Origin of the sequence: Paenibacillus sp. FSL H8-0079 (assembly GCF_037991315.1) — a bacterium.
Lineage (GTDB): Bacteria > Bacillota > Bacilli > Paenibacillales > Paenibacillaceae > Paenibacillus.
Genome location: NZ_CP150300.1, coordinates 3,333,254 through 3,355,229, shown reverse-complemented (window position 1 = coordinate 3,355,229; position 21,976 = coordinate 3,333,254). Strand labels below are relative to the sequence as shown.

General features: G+C 43.9%; 16 protein-coding genes. 3 read left to right on the top strand and 13 right to left on the bottom strand.

From position 1 onward, the window contains the following. Positions 1-78 precede the first annotated feature (78 nt). From ltrA to MHI06_RS14960, 3 genes are all read right to left on the bottom strand, one after another. Complete coding sequence (gene ltrA / locus MHI06_RS14970) at positions 79-1,371, bottom strand: group II intron reverse transcriptase/maturase (protein WP_340399554.1); 1,293 nt, start codon at positions 1,369-1,371, stop codon at positions 79-81. A gap of 630 nt (positions 1,372-2,001) precedes the next feature. Next, positions 2,002-2,424, bottom strand: coding sequence for a DUF3237 family protein (locus MHI06_RS14965; RefSeq protein WP_340402023.1), 423 nt, complete (start codon positions 2,422-2,424; stop codon positions 2,002-2,004). After that, the gene (locus MHI06_RS14960; protein ID WP_340402022.1) at positions 2,421-4,424 is read right to left on the bottom strand and encodes a glycoside hydrolase family 2 TIM barrel-domain containing protein; all 2,004 of its coding nucleotides are present in this window, start codon (positions 4,422-4,424) and stop codon (positions 2,421-2,423) included. The genes MHI06_RS14965 and MHI06_RS14960 overlap by 4 nt, the downstream gene beginning before the upstream one ends. A gap of 228 nt (positions 4,425-4,652) precedes the next feature. Between MHI06_RS14960 and MHI06_RS14955 the strand changes: the two genes are divergently transcribed. Both MHI06_RS14955 and MHI06_RS14950 read left to right on the top strand, forming a co-directional pair. Next, positions 4,653-5,855: an MFS transporter gene (locus tag MHI06_RS14955; protein ID WP_169479400.1), complete on the top strand. Its 1,203-nt coding sequence runs from the start codon at positions 4,653-4,655 to the stop codon at positions 5,853-5,855. Then, positions 5,848-6,492, top strand: a complete 645-nt coding sequence (locus MHI06_RS14950; RefSeq protein ID WP_169479401.1) for a TetR/AcrR family transcriptional regulator — start codon at positions 5,848-5,850, stop codon at positions 6,490-6,492. The genes MHI06_RS14955 and MHI06_RS14950 overlap by 8 nt, the downstream gene beginning before the upstream one ends. A gap of 137 nt (positions 6,493-6,629) precedes the next feature. Here the strand turns inward: MHI06_RS14950 and MHI06_RS14945 are convergent, their stop codons facing one another. From MHI06_RS14945 to MHI06_RS14900, 10 genes are all read right to left on the bottom strand, one after another. Continuing rightward, positions 6,630-9,041, bottom strand: coding sequence for a helix-turn-helix domain-containing protein (locus MHI06_RS14945; RefSeq protein WP_340402021.1), 2,412 nt, complete (start codon positions 9,039-9,041; stop codon positions 6,630-6,632). A gap of 73 nt (positions 9,042-9,114) precedes the next feature. Continuing rightward, positions 9,115-11,319, bottom strand: coding sequence for a glycoside hydrolase family 3 N-terminal domain-containing protein (locus tag MHI06_RS14940; RefSeq protein ID WP_340402020.1), 2,205 nt, complete (start codon positions 11,317-11,319; stop codon positions 9,115-9,117). An 87-nt stretch (positions 11,320-11,406) separates the two neighbouring features. After that, complete coding sequence (locus tag MHI06_RS14935) at positions 11,407-12,822, bottom strand: family 1 glycosylhydrolase (protein ID WP_211175524.1); 1,416 nt, start codon at positions 12,820-12,822, stop codon at positions 11,407-11,409. A 54-nt stretch (positions 12,823-12,876) separates the two neighbouring features. Further along, positions 12,877-14,343, bottom strand: a complete 1,467-nt coding sequence (locus MHI06_RS14930; RefSeq protein WP_169479404.1) for a PTS transporter subunit EIIC — start codon at positions 14,341-14,343, stop codon at positions 12,877-12,879. A gap of 371 nt (positions 14,344-14,714) precedes the next feature. Further along, positions 14,715-16,976, bottom strand: coding sequence for a glycoside hydrolase family 3 N-terminal domain-containing protein (locus MHI06_RS14925; protein ID WP_340402019.1), 2,262 nt, complete (start codon positions 16,974-16,976; stop codon positions 14,715-14,717). 139 nt (positions 16,977-17,115) lie between these two features. Further along, a complete protein-coding gene (locus MHI06_RS14920; protein ID WP_169479406.1) occupies positions 17,116-17,337 on the bottom strand; it encodes an RNA chaperone Hfq in 222 nt (73 codons plus the stop codon). Positions 17,338-17,484: 147 nt separating this feature from the next. Next, positions 17,485-17,910, bottom strand: a complete 426-nt coding sequence (locus tag MHI06_RS14915; RefSeq protein ID WP_340402018.1) for a MarR family winged helix-turn-helix transcriptional regulator — start codon at positions 17,908-17,910, stop codon at positions 17,485-17,487. A 138-nt stretch (positions 17,911-18,048) separates the two neighbouring features. After that, complete coding sequence (gene nfsA / locus MHI06_RS14910) at positions 18,049-18,789, bottom strand: oxygen-insensitive NADPH nitroreductase (RefSeq protein WP_340402017.1); 741 nt, start codon at positions 18,787-18,789, stop codon at positions 18,049-18,051. Positions 18,790-18,803: 14 nt separating this feature from the next. Beyond that, complete coding sequence (locus MHI06_RS14905; RefSeq protein WP_340402016.1) at positions 18,804-20,150, bottom strand: NtaA/DmoA family FMN-dependent monooxygenase; 1,347 nt, start codon at positions 20,148-20,150, stop codon at positions 18,804-18,806. A gap of 20 nt (positions 20,151-20,170) precedes the next feature. Beyond that, entirely contained in the window at positions 20,171-21,274 is a 1,104-nt protein-coding gene (locus MHI06_RS14900; protein ID WP_340402015.1) for a Gfo/Idh/MocA family oxidoreductase, read from the bottom strand. A 314-nt stretch (positions 21,275-21,588) separates the two neighbouring features. Between MHI06_RS14900 and MHI06_RS14895 the strand changes: the two genes are divergently transcribed. Further along, positions 21,589-21,948 carry a helix-turn-helix domain-containing protein gene (locus tag MHI06_RS14895; protein ID WP_340402013.1) on the top strand — a complete coding sequence of 120 codons (360 nt, stop codon included), beginning with the start codon at positions 21,589-21,591 and terminating at the stop codon, positions 21,946-21,948. Positions 21,949-21,976: the final 28 nt, after the last annotated feature.

The following is a 21,976-nucleotide window of genomic DNA, read 5'->3' as shown; positions in this document are numbered from 1 at the left end:
GCCCCTCCTCATCAAACCGTACGTGAGGTTTTCCCTCATACGGCTTTCCGATGTTCGTCATTCATGGGCATGCAGAGATTACAATAGCGTTTTTAATCCATACATATTGGCAATATACTTGACTTCCGATCGTGAACTCATCCAACTCCTACGTTGTCTCTTCTTCGCGTACCACCGTGTTAATCGTTGCAGAATATACCAGTCCAACTTAGCTAATCTCTTTTGGCTGTAGCTCGTGTAGTAATAATTTCTCCATCCTTGAATCTTCGGATTGAGCCATTTCACATGCTCCGCGAACGATTTCGACCGCATACTCGGTGGAGCCAGTCTTTCTTTGACTACCCCTTGAATACGTTCCTCCGCCTTTTTCGTTAGCCACTGTTGCGTGGTGTGATATACCTTCCCTTGCGACGTTTCTGCTTTCGTTTTTCGGTGGTGCATTCCTAGGAAGTCGAATCCCTCGTCTCCTGTCCATAGACCTACAATGCGAGTTTTGATCGGGTGCAGGGTTAGCTCCAGACGTTCCATAATTTTGCCTATGAGTTCATACGCATGCTCGGCATCCTTTTTGGTTTTACAGATTACTACAAAGTCGTCTGCATACCTTGTCAGTTCTCCCAGACCTCTTCCATGTTTCTCCCATAGTCGGTCAAAATAGTTCAGATAGATATTCGCCAGAAGCGGTGATATCACACCACCTTGCGGTGTTCCTAAATCGGAGCGCCTTTCGTTTCCTTCTTCCATCACTCCCGCCTGAAGCCACTTCCGTATTAATTTCAGTATCCGCCTGTCGTTGATGCGCATCTGCACCAATTTCATAAGCTTCTCTTGATTAATGTTATCGAAGTAACCTTGGATATCGACGTCGATTACCCAATTCCCTTTGCGGTTGCAGGCTTTCCGAATTCGTTCCAGCGCTCCTTTTGCACTTCGTTTCGGGCGAAATCCGAAGGATACGTCCTCAAAATCCGCTTCAAAGATAGGTTCAATCACCAGTTTCGTTGCCATCTGTATGACACGGTCGCGCACGGTGGGTATGCCCAGCGGTCTTTGCTTCCCATCTTTCTTGGGAATATAGTGCCGCCGTACAGGCTGCGGATGGTAGGTGCCTTCTTTCAATGCTCGTTCACAGTCCTCGAGGAAGTTCATTTCTCCTTGTTCCTCCACATCCGCAAGCGTCATGGCATCTACACCTGCCGCTCCCTTGTTCGCTTTCACTCGTCTCCAGGCTTCGCACAAGACATCCCACCGGTAGACTTTGTCGTACAAGGCATGGAATTTACGCTTGCTGTTCTCCTTGGCCACATGGCCTAGCTTTTCTTGGAGTTTTTGAACTTTTTCCTTTGGTGTTGTTAGCCGGTTGGCATTCACTCACTCGTACCTCCTCCAAAAGCATAAACAAAGCAGGGCTCCTTCCCTCCCCAAGGTTATGTTGTCCTTGGGTTCTTCGGTACTATGAGCCCCTCGGACTCCCTTCCCACAGACGTTTCACTTCGTCTTTTGGACTTATAGAGCATCTCTTTACGGAATTCCTAAAAAAAAAAATCCGTGTGGGGGAGGGTCTCCCCAGTTCACTGCATCATCTTTCAAGCCATGCCGTTCCCTTTACGCCGGAGGGTTCTTCACTGTTGTCCCAAGTTCTGCACAGCTTCCTTGGCCTTCGTCCATTGTCACAAGACTCGGCTCCCTCTTTTCCCCTTCGCAGGGCCCTTTTGACGACGCGGCAGGATTCACTTGATGTTGCGGCCTGGATTGTCGCTCGCCCGGTCTCTGACCGGTACTTTTGTCGATGCGCTTTTACACACAGATCTCGCCATGTGCAAGCATCCTAGCTACAAAGGTGGCTTGGCCCCTCCTTTGATTGGACTTTCACCAACTAGATAATGCGTGCCTCTGGGCACGCTAACGACAAAAAGAGCCGCTCATTAGCGACTCTGACTCTGTATAGCAGGCTATCTTGCTCCACGACACATGAACAGAATAGTTATCATATGTTCTTCGTTATAATAGCGCCCTATATATTTTTATATCTACTCCGGACTCCGTTGGATGACCTTCTCCAACAAGCGTCTCACTGTTCAAAAAGGATAAGGCTGTGCTGTCCGTAATCATTTTGGGGGAAGTGCGAAATAATGCCGTTTTGAGATTTTTATCAATACTTCCGTTATTTTCGATATAGATTTTGCAGGAATGACCTGTGTAGTCCGTTCCTTGGATCATGTATCTTGCCGATAGCGTATGCGGGTCCCCATTCTTCCCGATGATCTGCGTATCCACGCCTCCACCCAGCACGATTCCCTCAAAGTACTTTCCGGTTACGCTACCTGTAAAAGTAATCATAACAACCGAATCATCTTCGCTATTCTGTAATTCGAATGTTTCCCCGATGTTCACATGTACCGTGAACAACTCTTCTAAATTCACGCGTTCCCACCTCCAGTCTTATCCTTGTATGTCATCAGCGAATCGCTACTCACCGAAAATCCGGTGGGTCTGATAATATCTAAAACAAGTTCGTTCCATCGATTCTCAGAAATATCGTTAAAGTAAAACATGTGCTGCTCCCCAGGCGATAAATCCGGGATGTGTTCCGTAATACAATAACCGTGCGGGTTAACCAGCTTAATCGTGTAACCAGATATCCGATAACATGGAATGTCATTCCGGTTCTCCACGGTTACTACAACTTGGGCCTTCTCCTTAACCAGCTCCACGTTGAGGTTAATTGGTGAAGCTAATCGGCGCAAAGCTTCGTAAGAAGGCTTTGGCGTGCCATCTAAACTCATGGAACCATGCACCCGTTGGCGCAGCCTACCCTCGCCCTCTTCCCCCATTTGCGTTCGATAATCGTTTAGACTGAAGTATATGAGTGCTGCAATGGCAGGATGTTTCCGGTATTCCCTTGTGTTTTCCACCAAGATTTGTGTACGTCGCTCATCCCCACCCTCAAAAGCGGGCTCACATAGTCCATATTCAGCTACCACGAGAGGTTTATTTGGCAAATTCATAGTCATATTTCGAATAACTTCCGGCCTGTCCAATTCACCGTGCCATGTCCCGATATAATCGTTCCACATCACAATGTCACCTACACTCGTGGCATCCTGGGCGGGATTCTCATGCACCGTGTTAGACACATAGTTAATGAATCTCGTGTAATCAAGTCCTTGCACCAGAGATTTGAGTTTCTCAAAATACCGAACTGTAACCGTGGATTGTCCGTTTACCTCGTTGCCAATACCCCATGCATAGATGCAAGGATGATTGTAGTGACGATGGATCATTTCTTGGGCATGCTGCATTGAAATGTTCAACCATTCATCGTCAGGATCTAATGGGGTCTGCCAATGTGGAATCTCTTCCTGTACCAGTAACCCGTTACGATCACACCACTCCAGCAGCTTGCTATCCTGCTGCCAATGAAAGCGGGTAATAACACAGTTCGCGTGTTTCATATGATGAAGCATCTCTTCCAACTGTGCTACCGATTCTGCCATACCGCTCATAGGATTCGATCCAGGCATCCATTCACCCCCCATAAGACGTACCGGCTCACGGTTAAGTAACAATGTATTACCTTCTGTGCGAATCTCTCTAAATCCTACTGCCGTGCATACCTCATCTGTAAGGACACCATCCGAGTATAAAGCAATGGTTACTGCGTATAGATGGGGGTGATCAAAATGCCACAACTTAAGGTGTTCCACCTTGATGTCTTGAAATCTTAGAACACCCTCGTCGCCGGACATTTCCCATTCATTCGAAGTTAACATGTCTTCTTTATACGAAATGATCACTTTCAGTTTTATAGATTTACACTCAGACTCTCGTGCCTGCTCCCACAAACAAATCTCACCAGATAACATGCCGTATGGAGCGTGAGTTCCGTCCATATCGTCCGTGAAGTAAGGGACAGCTTGAAGTTTAGAATAGTCAATTGCCGTACGACCGCTAACCAGCAGCGATACGCCTCGAATAATTCCGCCGTCGTCTGCCCAATCAAAGCTATTGCCCATGGGAAGAGCCGTCTGGCTATTTTCATTATTTACTGATACCACAATTCGGTTGGTTGCATCGAAGATGACTGTGTCGGAAATCTCTATCACAAATGGAGTGTAACCCGATTGAGTATGTTCTCCTACACGGTTGCCGTTTACCCATACCACCGCATCTCGATAAACGGCATCAAACTGTAACCGTAGTAACTTCCCTTCCCATGCCGGCGGAGCGTACACATTATGACTATACCATCCCGTTCCACGAAACTCCTCTAACCCATTTTGCACGTTCCACGTGTGGGGAATCTTAACGATTTCGCCCAAGGGAGGACCTTGTTCATACCATTGTAGTTCCATGCCCTGATTCTCGGTATCTGCCTGAAACAACCATGATTCTTCCAATGAAACTAATGTTCTAGCACTCACTCTGATTCCTCTCTTTCTAATGCTGTTTTTTAATATGATATAGAAGAGCCCTCTATAAGGCCATTCAACATCCGCGGAATGTCATGGACAATCTGGTGACCATATTAACATTTAATTCACTGTCTCATTAAAAAAAAAAAATGATTTACAGATCTCCATCGAACCATTTAAAATGGTTTACATACTGTAAAGGTTAACGACGTGTAAATGAAGGAGATTATGAAGTACATGAGTACATTACCAAAATCAGTTCGCTTTCCACTGTTCATTCTGATGTTAAATCTGTTTATCGCTTTATTGGGGCAGGGGATGCTCATCCCCATATTGCCGGAGTATTTGAAGCTTTTTCATGCGGGAGGCACAGTAGCAGGATTTTTAGTGGCAGCCTTCGGTGCCGCTCAATTCTTCTTTTCACCTCTCGGGGGGCAACTGTCTGATCGATTTGGACGCAAAAAGTTGATCATCGCAGGTATGTTTCTATCGGTCATTTCAGATATCATATTTGCACTGTCAACATCACTGCCATTCCTGTATGCCGCAAGATTTATCGGTGGGATCAGTCTCGGTTTAATGGTTCCTGCGAACCTCGCTTATGTGGCTGATATTACAACGCCAGAGACTCGTGCAAAAGGCATGGGCTATTTTGGTGCAGCTATGAATTTGGGGATGGTACTCGGACCTGGTCTGGGTGGTCTCATTGCCGAGATGGGTATTCGCATGCCCTATTTCTTCGCAGCGGGTCTGGGACTGATTGCGGCACTAATGACGTTGCTATTGCCTGAGACACTCCCCCCGGAGAAAAGAACCGTCTCCATCCGTCATCAAAAAGGTGATCACTTGGGCAAGAAAATCTGGAGTTCTTTTAAAGTACCCTATTTCAAATACTTGATTGTGCTTCTCGTCATGACCTTTGGCCTCATGAGTTATGAGACGGTATTCGCTCTTTTTGCAGAGCAAAAATACGGATTCAACGCTGCGACGATCTCCATCATTATTACCTTGGGCGCGATTATCGGTATCATTGTACAAATCTGGCTTTTGGATTGGTTCGTTCAGAGAATCGGAGAAGTTAAGCTGATCCGCCTCTCCTTAATAGTCACACCCATAGCTTTATTGTTAATGTTAATTAAGGTCAACCTTGTGTTTCTGTTGTTCGCTTCTGCGTTATTCTTTGCCTTTAATTCGTTTTTGCGACCTTCGGTCAGCACGTTAATATCCAAGAATGCAGGAGATCGGCAAGGCTATGCATCGGGTCTGAACACCACATTCTCCAGTCTCGGAACGGTGATTGGTCCGCTGATCGCAGGGCTATTGTTTGACAAAAACATAAACTTCCCGTATATTTTTGGTGCAATTATGCTGCTCGCTTCTCTCGGACTGACCTTGAACGCATTTCGTTCGAAGAAAGGACAATTGTATACAAGTGAATGAAAACTGGCATCAACAATTGAGAAATAAACATCGTGATGATTTGATTGCAGCAGGTAAGGAGCTCTTTTTGAAATATGGATTGCTCCAGGTGAAGATTAAGGATGTGTGCACTAAAGCTGAACTTAGCAGAGTGACCTTTTATAAACATTTTCAGTCTATGGATGAGCTTCTTCTTGCCATTCAGATGCACTTAATTGAACATTTAACGGATGAGGTTAGCCATACATCAACGAAGGATATGAATGGGCGAGAACAACTCACAGTCATGTTGAATGCATGGGTTGTGTTTGCCCAGGATCATCCAGACTACATCCGATTTATTCAATTATTTGATATTAACTATGAGATGTATGATTTTAGTCCTGAATTGAGAGAACAGTATGATAAGTTCAACCAGAACGGGAAAGAAAAGCATTTCCTGATGGATGCTTTATCTACAGGCATTGCGGACGGCAGTATCAAGAATCCGTCGCCTCCACTGGAACTTGCTCAGTTTATCTTCACAACGCTAATGGGCATGCTTCAACGGATTGTTAAGATCGATCCGTCAAAGACTAATACAATGGATACGCGGATGACGGAGCAGTTTGTGAAGATGCTGCTCCATTTTGTCTGTAGCGAGGAAATACCGGAGTGAGGACATATTCAGAAAGTACAAAAGACTGATTCCAGCAGATGGATCAGTCTTTTGCATCTTCTCTGCCTTCGGGATGCAGTTGAAGGATTTGATCGCAGATATTTTTTATATTCGTTTTTCAATTAGAAAATATAGTCTCAATACATTCGCTCCAATGTAATACAGAGTATCTGTTGAGGCTCAATCTTAATATCCATTTCCAGTGTTCCCCCACGGGTATGGATATGTCTCATGTAAGTTACCGGAATACTCCGGACTTTCAAGTAATCAATAGTTTCCATGTCGAATGAATTTAGACTGGTCATCTTCAAAGCCTCATCTAATGCATTTCCATCGTTAAAGCTCATTTTTTTAACGATAGCTCTGTAGTTACGGCAGTCAGCAGGCAGATTGGAGAGTTGTAATATCATATTTTTGGATACAGGGTTATGGAAGATGAGTTTGTTACTGTTCATATCGTATTTTTCGAACGAACTGAAATATGACGGGTCCACCGGAGCGTACAAATAAGCCAAAATTGTAATATTCTCATCTTCGTTTTTGGTGATGAATAAGGATGAATCCCGATAAAGCAATGTTTTGCCAAGTTTGTTCAGGAATTCGTAGGCATAAAAGCCGATTTTGGGAATACCACTCACGGTTAGGAGTCCAGGACCACCACTAAACTCGATGGTTTCCGCCGCAGTTTCATTAGAATAAGCTAAATCTGACATCAACCAATAACCAATGCCTTTGTAGAAGTCACTGAGACCCAGATGATGGTGAAGTATATATAATCCTTTGAATGCCATATCGTTCAACTGATCCCGACTCGATGACGTAATGTTAAATTCGGTGAGATAGAGGTCCGGAACGTTCAGATAATCTTCCAGGTACGTAAACAGGCTTTGAGTCATCATCAATATATAATTTTCTTTGGTTGACTTGACGATTGCAGATTTACCGTTACTGGTGCTGTTCTTTTTGGAATAAGGTAGTGCAGAAATTCCACAGAAGTCTGGTTCCATACCCTCCTGCACGAGCTGAGCCACAAAGCCATCTCGATGCATTTCCTTAACCTCTAACACAATGCCTCCGATGCCTACCTGTAAACCGGGTTCCACCTTTTTTAGTACTTTCCGAACTTCATCGTAGTATTTAACAAAGTCTTCATCCAAAGATAAGTCATAATTGCGAAGTTTTCCTTTGAATCGATTAGAACCATGATTAACACCCGTCTCATAATACCAGGGGCTGGAACGGACCACTTCGATTTTCCATTGGGCCATCACTGATTTTCCGTAATGATTGAGTAGCAGTCGGAACAATTCTTGAATTTCCTTTAGCCAGTTTTCCCAGGAGTATGTTCTATGGTTATGACCAACACTCGTAACGACTTCGGCGGCTTCGGGAGGATTAAGCACAATAAACGGCTTCCAACCTCTGGCCACAAGCTTTCCAATTGCTTTTACAACTAGAGCATAATCAGGAGTATTTCCATCCACACGAAACATGCTTCTGTTCAGAAGTCCACTTACTCTTGAGAACTCAAATATGTTGTGCTTTTCAAATGCCGCAAGTTGATCGTTCAACTCAGTCACCAGCAGTTTCGAAGCTTGTCCTACATTCAAGATTGCGGACGAGAGCCTTATCTTTTCGCTATTCTGTGCTTCTATTCGAATTTTACGCTTCTTCTCCTGATTCACATGCTGCAGAACGGCTTCTAATTCTTTTTGATCGCATTCCTGTGTTTCAATACTCTGATGAACCTGAATAGAGGTCTTCGTTTTACGGAATGTGCTCGGACTAATACCATGTCTCTTTTTGAAGAGTCGGTTGAAGGAATTGATATTCGTAAACCCCGCCTCGTATCCAATAGAGGTTACCGGATCGTTTGTCTCGACCAGTTGTCGTTCCACATTGCGCATTCGATGCTCCAGCAGATAATCGCTTAGCGATTGTCCGACAATTTCAGAGAATGTCCGCGACAGATACTGTTCTGATACGAAGAACTTCTTGGCGATATCCTTCAACTTGATATCTTTCTCGAAGTTGTTACCCAGGTAGAATTTAATTTCTTCGATTCGGCTACGCATACTTTTATTGCTTCGTATGGGAACTTCCTTATAATACTTTCTCTCCAGCAAGCTCAACATTGAGAAGTACAGGTTAAATACCTCGACGTCAGATATGCTGCTTTTCTCCAAATAAAATCCGGAGAGCAGCTTATTGGCAAGATGATTCATCTCCTCGTCACTACCATTCCCGCCTTTTCTCGAATCGCCACGAAACTCGAACTGGTACCCATTGTCCCCTTGATTCTTATCATAGTTATAATAGAGAGCGATATCATAGGAAAGAGTCTGGGGTGACGTCAAATGAAAGGATTCGGATCTCGGTAAAATATAAAACCCTGGCGACTCGACCTTGATCGATTCCTCTTCACTTTCAACTTCAATAGAGCCCTTCAACACATAGAGGATATGAACTTTCCCATCAAAATTATGGATGCTGCTTCCAGGTCTGATTTGTTGAATCGCGATATTCTCCCACGGGTTTACAAGTTTCATAACGATCCTCCAAAAAAGCCACAAACGCAAAAACATTTCGCGTTCATGGCTGATTTCAATTCTTATTTTTAGATCAATGTAGTGAAAATTGAATGTGCACGTCTTGACTTAGGCATTCCCTGCTACTTCCACCAACAAAGATTGTAAATGCACCATTCTCAAGTTGGTACTTTCCATCATTATCGTAGAAGCCAAGCTGATCTTTTGGCAAGTGGAACTGGACGTTGTGAGAGGAACCAGCTTCAAGAGAGATACGTTGATAGCTTTTTAGCTCCTTCACAGGGCGAACAATAGAAGCGACCTTGTCGCGAGTGTATAGTTGAACAACTTCCTCACCGTTTCGACTGCCTATATTGGCTACTTCAACAGAAATGAGCAGTTCATGGCTTTCTTCGATAACTTCAAGATTACTATATGCAAATTCAGTATACGATAGCCCGAAACCAAATGGGTACAGAGCGTCGTTATCCACATCGAGATACCTTGAAGTGAATTTGCTTTTACCTGCTGGTCTACCAGTACTAGGATGATTGTAATACACGGGGCATTGGCCCGTAACCCTAGGAATCGATACTGAAAGTTTCCCGCTTGGGTTTGTGATACCGAAGACCACGTCTGCGATGGCGCTCCCCATCTCAATACCAAGATGCCATGTTTCTAACAATGCGTCAAGGTTCTCAGCTTCCCATTCCAATGCAAGAGGCCGACCGTTCATCAAAATAGCTACAACCGGTTTGCCAGCGGCTTTGATCATCCTTAATAATTCCTGCTGCTGACCGGGGAGTCCAATATTCGCCCGAGATGCCGCTTCTCCCGACATCGAAACTTGTTCTCCTACCACCGCGATGACGATATCACCGTAATCAATCGCTTTTTGCAGCTCATCTTCATTGATTTCTTCGGTAAGTCCGCCCGTTTCAAAATATCTAACCTTATCGCTCTGTTGCTGTAAACCGTTCAACACAGATACGCAATCTTCCTCTTTCCAACTGATGGACCAAGCACCTACAACTTCGGATGCTTTGTCAGCCAATTCACCAATGATACTAATCTTTTGATCCTTGTTAAGAGGCAAGAGATGTTCATTATTTTTTAGAAGTACGATTGATTTGGCAGCCGCTTCCTGCGCTAGTTCCCGATGTTCATGAGGAATTGTAACCATACGATCCTCAATATTGACGTAAGGACTATCAAACAAGCCAAGCCACATCTTGACGGATAGAATTCGTTCTACTGCTTGATTTAGAATGTCTTCCTCCAGTTCACCAGACTTTACAAGTTGGGGCAAGTGGTTGCTGAAAATGCTAGTTCCCATATCCATATCGATACCGGCACGTGCCGCCTGTAACCCTGCTGCTTTCTCATCTTCAGCTGATCCATGGGTAACACATTCCCTGATTCCGTTCGCATCACTGACGACAAAACCGTCAAACCCGTATCTTTCTTTTAATACTTCGTTGAGAAGCTTTCCATTTACCGTACAAGGAACACCGTTAAGATCATTGAACGCAGCCATGACCGTAGTTGCTCCTTCTTCTACAGCCGCTTTGAACGGTGGCAAGTAGACATTGTGTAACAGAGAATTAGACATGCTCGTTGTATTGTAATCTCGACCTGATTCTGCCGCTCCATAAGCGACAAAGTGCTTCAGGCAAGCAGCTACGTAATTTGCTGGATTGGACGTATCACCTTGAAGGCCCTTGACCTTTGCTCTGGCAAACTCAGATACGAGGTAAGGATCTTCACCTGGACCTTCGGATACTCTTCCCCATCTTGCATCTCTCGATACATCAATCATAGGAGCAAAATGCCAGTTAATACCCTCCATTCTTGATTCTCTCGCAGCCATTCGGGCCGTTCTTAAGAACAGATCATTGTCGAAGGAACATGCCTCTGCCAACGCGATTGGGAATACGGTGCGAAATCCATGGATTACATCCAGACCAATAATGAGAGGTATGCCAAGACGGCTTTCTTCCAATGCAATTTTTTGCAACTCATTTGCTTTCTCTGCATTTTGAAGCATGATGGATCCGATCTTTCCTGCCCGAATCTCATCCTCATGATAATCCTGCTCAGCCGTTTCCATTATTTTACTGAATTCACCCTGACTCAACCGACCATCTGTGAGCATTTCAATGAGTTCTTCGAACGAGACATCGAACCCGCCTACAATGGAAACGGATGCCTGATTCATTTGCCCTACCTTTTCTTCAAGCGTCATTTGGCTGATTAAGTCCTGTATGTGATTACGTTGTTGTTGAGCCAAATCGATCATAAACATTCTCCTTCGTATCAATGATTATATTTAAAAGGTCGTCCCTTTTACGAGACGACCAGACGAGATTAAATTACAGAAATCACCTTATAGATTTTCGCCGTTTGACCTAACAACCTCTTTGTACCAATCAAAAGATTTCTTTTTGAAGCGGTCACCCGTTCCTTGCCCTTTATCATCCAGATCGACATAGACCAAGCCATATCGCTTACTCATTTCACCGCTGCTGGCACTAACGATATCAATCGTCCCCCAGGTTGTATAGCCTATGATATCTACTCCGTCGGACATGGCATCTTGCATTGCCTTGATATGGGAACGGAAATAGGAAATACGGTAATCGTCTTCCAAATAGTTATTCTCGTCCGCAATCTCTCTTACTGCGAATCCATTCTCGACGATAAAGAGCGGTTGCTCATATCTATCATACAGCTCATTCAATGTGATTCTAAATCCTGTCGGATCGATCTGCCAGCCCCATTCGTTAGCCTCCAGATATGGGTTTTTCAAGGTGCCACTAATGTTGCCGCCAGTCTTTTCTTTGTCTTCTTTATCCGAGGATACGAGCCGCGTTGAATAATAACTCAACGCTACAAAATCACTGGTATATTTACTCAGAATATCCATTTCTTCTTCCGTAGCTTTCAAATCGATCTCGTTTCTTCTAAAGTAACTCAACATATAGTCGGAGTATTTCCCTTTGGCTTGTACGTCTACTAGAGAGAACTCTTCCTGATCTGCCTGATAAGCTGCCCATACATCTTCAGGGTTGCATGTGTACGCATAGTTCTTACCTGCTCCGATCATGCATCCGATCTCAAAATCAGGATTGATCTCATGTCCAATCTTTGTAGCGAGTGCTCCAGACACCAGCTGATTGTGAGCGGCTTGGAATTTGGCTTCCAGAATGTTTTCTTCCTTATTCGGATCGATCAGACCACCAACTGCTGGGATACCCAATACCATATTGATTTCATTGAAAGTGATCCAATATTTGACGTGATTTTTATATCTTCGGAATACTGTTTCGCAATAAGTGACGAAATAATCAATAACCTTCTTGTTTTTCCAACCGCCTTTGTGAATCAGAGCAAGCGGAGTATCGAAATGGTTTAATGTAACCACAGGAGTAATTCCGTACTTCGCACATTCTGCGAATAATCGATCGTAGAAAGCCAACCCTTCTTCATTTGGCTCAGCATCGTCCCCGTTCGGAAAAATTCTAGCCCAGTTAATTGAAGTGCGAAGAAAATTAATCCCCAGCTCCGCCAGTAACTTGATATCTTCCGGGTAACGATGATAGAAATCGATCGCGTTATGACTTGGATAGTACTGGTACTTGGTGTTCATCGCCTTTTCGATATTATAGATCGCATCCCAACGACCTTCGCTAATTGCGGGGAAAAGATCAGCTAGCGTGAGACCCTTTCCTCCTTCTAGATAGCCGCCCTCGCTCTGAGTGGCACACATTGCTGCACCCCATAAAAAATCTTTTTTCATCATGGTTTTTCTCTCCCTGTTCAATCTATTTATGTGAATCAAGTGATACTAATCCGTTTATTTGTTTGAAGTATCTTCTTTTTTACCGCGATACATCAGTAACGTAAGACCAAAAGGTATAACAAATGACAGGATCATAACAACCAGTACTACGATAAAACCTACCTGTGTTCCAGAATTTTGAGTATCAATAAATCCTGGCAGAGCGAAGATTCCACCCGGTGTCAGTTGCAAAAGTTTGGCTCCAAAATATCCAATGGCTCCTCCACCAATACCTGACACAATACATACCATCGTTAAAATTTTCTTCTCCGCCAGCAAGAATCCGTACAAGGCTGGTTCAATGACCCCCATAAGCCCCGAGTTAAAACCAGCGGAATAAGCAAGCCCTTTTTGTTTTTTGTTGGCGTTTTTCATGCCCATAGCTACAATTGCACCAGCAATCGCGAACGAGTGGCCTGTAATCATTGGGAAGATGACATCATAACCGTTCGTGAAGAAGTTCGTCAGAGCGATCGGCACAATAGCACCATGCAGGCCCACGGCAACCATCGGAATCCACAACCCACCTAAAAGGGCGCTGATTAATGTTGGACTCAAGCCGTACACACTGAGAATCCCTTTAGCAATCATCTGGCTTAACAGCATGGCTAGTGGTCCAATTACAATCAGTGTAACTGGAATAGAGATTAACAGCACCACCAGTGGAACTCCGAAGCTTGAAATGACCGAAGGTATATATTTCTTGGCAACACGTTCGACCTTGGATGCAAAATACACCGCAAGAATCGCAGGAATAATTGTCGCTGAGTAACTGGCTAACAAAACAGGAATTCCTGCAAATGTCGTATACACGGGTGCCTCTAGTAGCGAGCCTGACATCAGTACGCTGATTGGGTCAGCCTTAAGCAATTCTGCCAGCGTTGGATAGAATAATGCAGCACCGATCGCCATACCCACCAGTTCGTTCATTTTGAAACGTTTAGCTGCGGAGAAGCCGACAAAGACTGGCATAAAGTAGAAGATTACGTCCGCGACGACATACAAAACTTTGTAAGTTCCACTTGAATCCACAATCCATCCTAGTGACAGGAACAAAGCCAAGAATCCTTTGACAATACCCGTTGCTGCCATAACTCCAATCAAAGGTCCCATAATGCTGATGACCGTCTCCAGCAGTTTACTGATCGGATTTTTCTTTTTTGCAGGTTTGCTTTCATTTGATTGCTTTTCCTGCGGCGTGGATGTTGCTTCTTCGTCGTCTCCGGAATCACTGTTAAATGAGTAAAGACGCTGTATGTCATCAAAGACCTTTGATACTTGACTACCGATGACCACATGATACTGACCGGTTGCCTCCAAGGCCTGAATCACCCCGTCTAGCTCCATCAATTTGTTTTTGTTTGCCTTGTCCGGGTCCTTCAAAACAAATCTTAATCGTGTTGCACAGTGCATCAAAGAAGTCACGTTCTTCTCCCCACCAATGTTTTTCACGATTTGTTTGGACAGTTCTTTATAATCCATATCACTTCACCTCTACTCGGTTATTAACCACAGCATTTTTTGAACGTTCGTTTTCAAATAAGCGGTTACATTCGTTATTTTATTGACTTTTCGTGTATATAGATTGCTCAAATCATACATCCTTTACGTACAATTTTGATTAAACAATGTATTCGCTTTCAATTGTGGTTAAAATTGTGCAATCTTTTTTTAACACCAAGAGTGCGATACGTTCTCGTATGCCATCTGAGATGGGTCAAGTTATTCTATATAAGAATAATGACCTGCAAATCAAAAAAAGCCGCTATAATAGCGACTTAAGGGGGTATTTTGACGGGACAACACAGTTTCTCTTTTTCACTTGTTTACATTAATGTTCTATAAAGTATCATTTAATCCGTTTGTACGGGTAACTTTCCTCCAGCTTTCAGTTGGCCAAGCAATACTTTGATTCCAGCAGACGTATTAGTCTCCTGCTTTCCATACACAGCAATCCCTGAGCGCACGTCCTGCAAATAAATCATTTCGTAAGGGTTACCAAGAGACAACAGCGTGTATCGCTGATCATTCTTGTTCATCGCATTAATCAAGGTTTGATAATCGCTCCATCCAAACTGGCTGGCCACATTACGGAATTGGTAAGAAGCAAGAATGACGTAATCTGCTTTGCCAATCGCCTGGAGCGTTTCGTTCATTTTACCTTGACCAACAACTGATATTTCTGTCTTTAATGACAGGTTATTAGCGGCTTGCAATAGCTGCTTCTCAAGCTGTTTTGCCTGTTCCTGCTCGGCTGCGACAATAACAACCCGATCGCCTTGCTTAATTGGATCAGGAAGCACACCTTCGCGGCTACTGAGTACAGTGACTGCTCGCTCTGCGATTTCCCGCTCAATTTCCCGATGCGCCTTCGATCCGATAATCCCGTTAAGCTGAGCTAGCTTTTGTTCAAGCGATTCGCTGCGTTCAAACAAACCATATTTCGATTTCATCTCCAAGATTCTCTTGACGGATGCATGTATGGTTTCATCCGCTAAAATGCCATTGTTCACTGCATTCACCAGCGTTTGATGGGCGGCTGCTGAATCTTTCGGCATAAGGATGATATCAACACCTGCGGAAACGGCGCGTTCTACCGATGTATTCTCCCCAAAATGCTCCGCAATTGCATTCATGGTAAACGCATCTGAAATGATAAGACCTTCATATCCTAGCTCTCCGCGAAGCAGTCCGGTCAGTACCTTTTTCGATAAGGTGGCCGGGATCGGCACACGCTCTCCGTCTTTGAGTGAAGTGACATGCTCGTTATCTATGGCAGGGAAAGCAATATGTGCGGTCATAATCATCTCTACCCCATTCTCGATTGCAGCCCGAAACGGTTTTAACTCTACCGCATCAAGACGCTCCCGATTATGAGTTAATACCGGCATTCCGAGATGGGAGTCTACCTGCGTATCTCCATGCCCCGGAAAATGCTTCACTGCCGCCATCACCCCGGATTGCTGTAAGCCCTGTATTGTGGCGAGACCAAGCCGCGTCACCAAATCTGCATTCGAGCCAAAAGATCGGATGCCAATGATGGGGTTGTCCGGATTGCTGTTGATGTCTAGCACTGGCGCAAAGTTAATCTGCAGTCCCAGTGCCTTCAGCTCCTCCCCTGTCAGCTGCCCGGCGGCTTGAGCCAGTACAGTGTCTCCCGTTGCGCCAAGCGCCATTTGACCCGGCAGATTCGTCCCGCCTGGAATGCGCTTAATAACGCCTCCTTCTTGGTCGATACTAAGAAACAGAGGAATATCACCGGCTTCCCTTTGCAGATGGTGTGTGAACGTTGTAAGCTGCTTCACGTCTACAATATTTTTATCGAAAAGAATGAGTCCTCCCAGGTCCTGATCATGGATACTGCGTTTCAGTCCTTCATTAACGGTCGTCGTCGCTTTACCATTCCACTGCCTGATGTCAGGCATAAGCATCTGGCCAACTTGCTCACTTACCGTCATATAGGAGATCAGCTTATCCCAATCTTGTGTCCGGATGGCGACTTCGCGTTCAAACCGAATCACACGCGCCATAAATACGGCATATTCAGCGCGCGTGACAGATTGATTTGGACGAAAAGTAGCATCCGAATATCCGCCGACCAGACCATTGGAACTCATGATAAGAATAGGTGCTGCTGCCCAATGCCTGTCCGTATCTGTCCATCTTGCGGGTTCATTACCTTCTGCAAGTGAATATGCCCGTGTAAGGAACGCCGCAGTCTCTGCGCGGCTTAGCGGTGCGTCCGGTCGAAAGGTCCCGTTAGGGAAACCGCTCGCAAGTCCATTTTTGGCTGCTATTGTGATCTCTCGATGGAAGGGGTGTGTAGTTGGAACATCCGAATATGTCGTGCCTACTACTTCTTTTTGAAGCTGCTCTGGATATAGCTCCCGAACCATAAAAGTAACGGCTTGTGCCCTTGTCACCTGTGCCTCCGGTTTGAATATTCTATTGCCATATCCCGCTACTGTTCCACGCTTCGCCATGTATTCAATGCCATCTTCTGCCCACTTTGAGTGCTGCAGATCGACAAAACGTTCTTCCGCAGCTGCACTCGACGCACCTATAAGCATAGATCCGAGAACGCCACCTATAATCGTCATCCATTTAACATGCATCTATTTCACTCCTGTTGCTATTCTATGGATGAATAGACGCTACTGCGATATCGTTTGTTGCGCTTTTATAACGGTATAAATATGAAAAGCATAGATTCTGGTGCAAGAATGGATACAAACTCATTCCCAGATATACTTATCATTCTTCTGTAATAATGGTAGATATTGCTTTTTTACTTAACAAACTTTTTCTTCCTGCTGTTGAAATTATAATAATATCATACCGATCAAAACCTTCGATTATGCCTTTCAGATGAACTCCGTTAGTCGTTATAACAGTGCACATCTGGCGGTGATTCTGGAGATTTTGCAATAAATCATCTTGTGTGTTGTCTTCTATCTCAAATTGTTTATTAGACATATTGTTATCCCTCTCTCTCACTGGTATTGGAATGGATCTTCTTTTTATCAATCAACTACGCTTCTATGTTTTTATTTGCAGAAACAAGCTTGACTACATTCGGAAATTATATTTAGCAAGCTAAGTATTAATCGAAGAAATACAGATTTACACTATATTCCTCTCCATTTGTTGCATTAGTTGTCTTAATATCAACCGATCTTCCGTCGAAATGGATTGAAGCAATTTCGCCTGCTGTTCCCTCCATTTAATATCCACCGGCTTTTCTAATGCTTTTCCTTTGTCCGTTAGATAAATACGCATGATCCGTGCATCTTGTACATCACGTTTACGATATATAAATCCGTTCTGCTCCAGTGATTTAACCATGTTCGTTACCGTTGGCGGTTCACATTTCAAGTGTTCACACAGTTGCATCTGGGTTACCCCATCTCCCAACCACAAATGATACAACAATTTATCTTGCCCTACATAGAGATTTAGTTCCCTAAGAGACTCACTATAATTCCGACGCATTTGGGAAGAAATTCGATCTAACGACTGTCGAATATCACAATCTACTGCATCTGTCATGAATTATCCCCTCCTGTCATCTGAATGATATTTAGTGCACTAAATGTATCACGAAAAATTACAGTTGTCAATTTACCTTAGAGCACCGCCTATTGGCGGCAACTCTAAAGTTCAAAAAGATTGGATTTATCGTAAAGCTTATTTTTTGGCAAAACCTTGCTTGTTCAAATAGGCCATCATTTGCGGCTGAATACTTCTCTCGAGGTGATCTTGGATATGGTCACTCCATCCTTTTACTTTTTTCACAGTGAAAGGAGCTCTTGTCGGACGATTTTCATAATACTTCAGCATGGTCTCATCATAGATTGCTAATTTCTCTTGATCCATTGGTTGGTATTGATTATCAAGTAATACCATGGATTGAGGGAGCCGAGGTTTCAGTTCCGGCTTATCTCCAGCTGGATTACCGATACATAATCCCACCAGAGGGATAACATATTTCGGTAGATTTAATACGTCAGATAGCTCGCTAATATTGGCTCTGACCCCACCAATGAACACTCCGCCAAGTCCCATCGATTCGGCCGCGGTTAACGCATTTTGTGCCATCAGGCCGGCATCGAATGAACCAATCAATAGAAATTCAATATATTCAATATCCACATACGGAGCGATTTCATGATTTCGGTTGAAATCTGCACAGAAGATCCAGAATTCTGCCGCTTCTTCAATATAGGGTTGATCGACACAGAGATGTCTAACTTTTTCTCGAAGAACTGGATCTGTGATGCGAATAATGGATACAGCCTGCAGAAGACTGAACGATGAAGTTTGATTAGCTGCCTGAAAGATTGCATCTCGTTGCTCTGCTGTCAGAGGTTGAGATGTGTAAGATCGATACGATGTATGGTTATGAAGCAATTCAAGTGTGTTATTCATAAAAACTCTCTCCTCTATCTAGTTATTTCATTTTCCCGCATTCCATATTCATAAGGAACACCCATATTCTCTCGTAGTGTTTTCCCTTCATATTCTCTATGGAACAAACCGCGCTCCTGCAAGATAGGTACTACCTGATTTACAAAATCTGCAACGCCATCAAAAGATACATCGGGCACGACTGAGAATCCATCACATGCACCTTCCAAAAACCATTCTTCCAAGAAATCAGCAACTTGTACGGGAGTACCCGCAACCACTGGGTGATAGTTAATAACGCCATGAGCCAGAACATCGCGAATCGTTAATCCTTCTAAAAGTAACTTCAAAGCCCTTGCGGAACGGGGGTCCATTGGGTTGGCATATGCATTTCTCAACAAGTTTGGTTCTAATGGTTTATCAATATCTACCGAGTTTACCGAGAGCGGTATACCGATCATGGAACCAAGGTAACTTACCCGATTGGGTATCTCCTCAGGATTAAAACTCATGAGTTGTTTTCGACGTTCCAGCGCTTCTTCTTCCGTAGCAGCCAGAGAAAACATAAACCCTGCAAACATTTTGATATCATCTGGGTTTCGACCGAAACGAATAGCACTTTGTTGAATAGCTAGTCTCTGTTCACGAGCGGACTCTATGTCATATGGATTAGCATATACACCTGAAGCGTATTTCCCCGCCAACTCAAGTCCCTCACTTCCTCCTCCAGCTTGGAAAATAACCGGCTGTCCTTGCTCGGATGGAGGAATCGGTAGAGGACCACGAGATGCATAATATTGACCTTGAAGGTTAATAGGCCGGATTTTGTTCATATCCGCAAATTCCCCTCCATCCACATCTAACGTCCAAGCATCGGATTCCCAACTTCCCCATAAGGACTGAACCATCTGAATGCTTTCATGTGCTCTGGCATAACGTTCCTGGCGACTTGCCACACGTGCCCCAAAGTTTGCCGCTGCTGCAGGATCGGATGTGGTAACCGCATTCCATCCCACACGTCCATGACTGATTACATCCAATGCTTTGAACTGACGTGCAATGTTGTAGGGATAATTAAATGTCGTAGACAGCGTAGCAACTAATCCGATGTGCGTGGTCTCTCTTGCCACGGCCATCAGTGCCAGCAGGGGGTCCATAGGAAACATAGGTGTCTGTGGGCCTAAATTATTGGATAATCCTGGAGTGTCAGCAATGAAAATCATTTGAAATTTTCCTTGTTCAGCTAATTTAGCCCGTTCTACATAACTATCCATATTGGTGTAAGCTGCAGGATCCGTGCCAGGCATTCTCCATGCGCTAAATTCGGCTCCATAACCCGAAACCATCTGTAAAGCCAGTTGCATTTCTCTTCTTTTATTCATAACGTTTTTCTCCTTGAAGATTATAGATATTGACGTTCACCGGTCTGTGCTGATTTCTCGACGGCATCCAGTAACTGATGAAGTATCACCGCATCCGCGAAAGTAGGTGCTAAGGTAGTGCCTTCTTGAATATCTTGCGCGAACTTGCGATAAGCTTGAGCTATATTCAGAACAAATCCAGAGTCGGATTTAAGTGAATCAGGAGCATAGTAATAGGAATCAGGAATACGTAGTTCACGAAGTTCGTTGTCCATTGATCCCGCACCGCGTAATTGGTGTGATCCGAATTGAATGGATGCAGGTGCACTCAGCACGATGGTTCCTTTGTCTCCGAAAATTTCAAGTGTGAGTCCTGTCTGATGTTTAACTCCACCTTGAATATGAACGCTGGCTGCTGCACCATTAGTCAATTTTCCTGTAATCATGATCTGATCATCCGTTGTTTTCTTGATGACTTTCTGAATATCAACCAATTCAACTTCTGGAAACTGTTGAGCTGTGGTGGCAGATAATTCTGTAAAGTCCCCAAGCATATAGGTAAATGCATCCAGATTGTGTCCACCTACAATGGTCAGCAAATTCCCTCCAACTTTCCGGTCAAACAAGTACGCACTCGACTTGTCACCAACGCCACCCATGCCATCTATAGAGATCTTCAGGTTGGCAGACAAAACTTTCCCAACATAACCCTCTGCCAATAAATCTTTTACATATTGAACGGCCGGAGCTTGTCTGGCCTGTAATCCAATCGCATTTGGCAGTTGTGCGGAAGCTATCCATTCCTGCATTTCCAAGGCTTCATCTGTATTCGACCCTAGTGGCCATTCACAATAGATTGGTTTGCCAGCAGGAGCGATGGCCTTGACTGCATTATAATGCTCCCTAACGTTAATGCTAACAACCACCATATCAACATCGGTATGATGAGCCAACTCCTCGCTGTTATCAAATCCGTGATCTGTGCGGAAAGCTTCTGCGCTTTTCTTTGCACTTACCATATTACTTGTCCCAACCGCTGTAAGCTCGAATTCATCCAAATGCTGAATAGCTGGAATATGTGTGCCACTTGCCCATCCGTTATTAATTGAAGCTCCTATGATTCCTGTACGAATTTTTTTGCTCATTATTAAACAACTCCCTTGTTATAGTTCACGGTATGATCGAATATCAGTTTGTCTCCAACCATGTAAATCTAGAAGACGCATCCCTATTTCCTTCTACTTGCTATATGCCCTTATCAGTCACTCCTTTCTATGGTATATTTATTTAGCTTGCTAACTATAAAATCAAGATATCGTTATTAATCTTTCACATTTTAGGTAAGCTAAAATTGTTTTGGTGTTGACAACATCATAGGTGTATTCTTTTTGTTTGCAAAGAGGGCAATTTAAATGAACATAGTACATCTTTTTGTACCTTTGGATCAGGAGTGATATGAATGAGAGTATGCAACGAAGGATTTGATCAAGACTTTATAGATGGAAAAAGTGACATGTACGCCATAGCGTTTACTCAGAATGTCCTTTCCGGACGATGGAAATATTTTATATTATGGTATCTAAAAGACGAAACACGCCGTTATACGGATATCAAAAAATTCCTTGGAGATCTCTCTCAAGGCTCTCTTACAAAGCAGCTTAAAGAATTGGAGAATGATGGCGTTATTCAACGGGATGTCTATCCGGAAGTTCCTCCACGCGTCGAGTACTCATTAACAGACAAGGGAATCAAATTACTTCCGATCCTTGAAAAGATGGCGGACTACGGTAGAGAATACGGTGAGACAACGCAAGCTTAGAATACAACGTGTAAGACATGTTTATAAG

Coding starts and splice junctions, on each gene's coding strand:
- MHI06_RS14955 (WP_169479400.1), top strand. CDS start 4,653: ATGAGTACATTACCAAAATCAGTTCGCTTTCCACTGTTCATTCTGATG.
- MHI06_RS14945 (WP_340402021.1), bottom strand. CDS start 9,041: ATGAAACTTGTAAACCCGTGGGAGAATATCGCGATTCAACAAATCAGA.
- MHI06_RS14940 (WP_340402020.1), bottom strand. CDS start 11,319: ATGATCGATTTGGCTCAACAACAACGTAATCACATACAGGACTTAATC.
- MHI06_RS14935 (WP_211175524.1), bottom strand. CDS start 12,822: ATGATGAAAAAAGATTTTTTATGGGGTGCAGCAATGTGTGCCACTCAG.
- MHI06_RS14930 (WP_169479404.1), bottom strand. CDS start 14,343: ATGGATTATAAAGAACTGTCCAAACAAATCGTGAAAAACATTGGTGGG.
- MHI06_RS14925 (WP_340402019.1), bottom strand. CDS start 16,976: ATGCATGTTAAATGGATGACGATTATAGGTGGCGTTCTCGGATCTATG.
- MHI06_RS14920 (WP_169479406.1), bottom strand. CDS start 17,337: ATGTCTAATAAACAATTTGAGATAGAAGACAACACACAAGATGATTTA.
- MHI06_RS14915 (WP_340402018.1), bottom strand. CDS start 17,910: ATGACAGATGCAGTAGATTGTGATATTCGACAGTCGTTAGATCGAATT.
- nfsA (WP_340402017.1), bottom strand. CDS start 18,789: ATGAATAACACACTTGAATTGCTTCATAACCATACATCGTATCGATCT.
- MHI06_RS14905 (WP_340402016.1), bottom strand. CDS start 20,150: ATGAATAAAAGAAGAGAAATGCAACTGGCTTTACAGATGGTTTCGGGT.
- MHI06_RS14900 (WP_340402015.1), bottom strand. CDS start 21,274: ATGAGCAAAAAAATTCGTACAGGAATCATAGGAGCTTCAATTAATAAC.
- MHI06_RS14895 (WP_340402013.1), top strand. CDS start 21,589: ATGAGAGTATGCAACGAAGGATTTGATCAAGACTTTATAGATGGAAAA.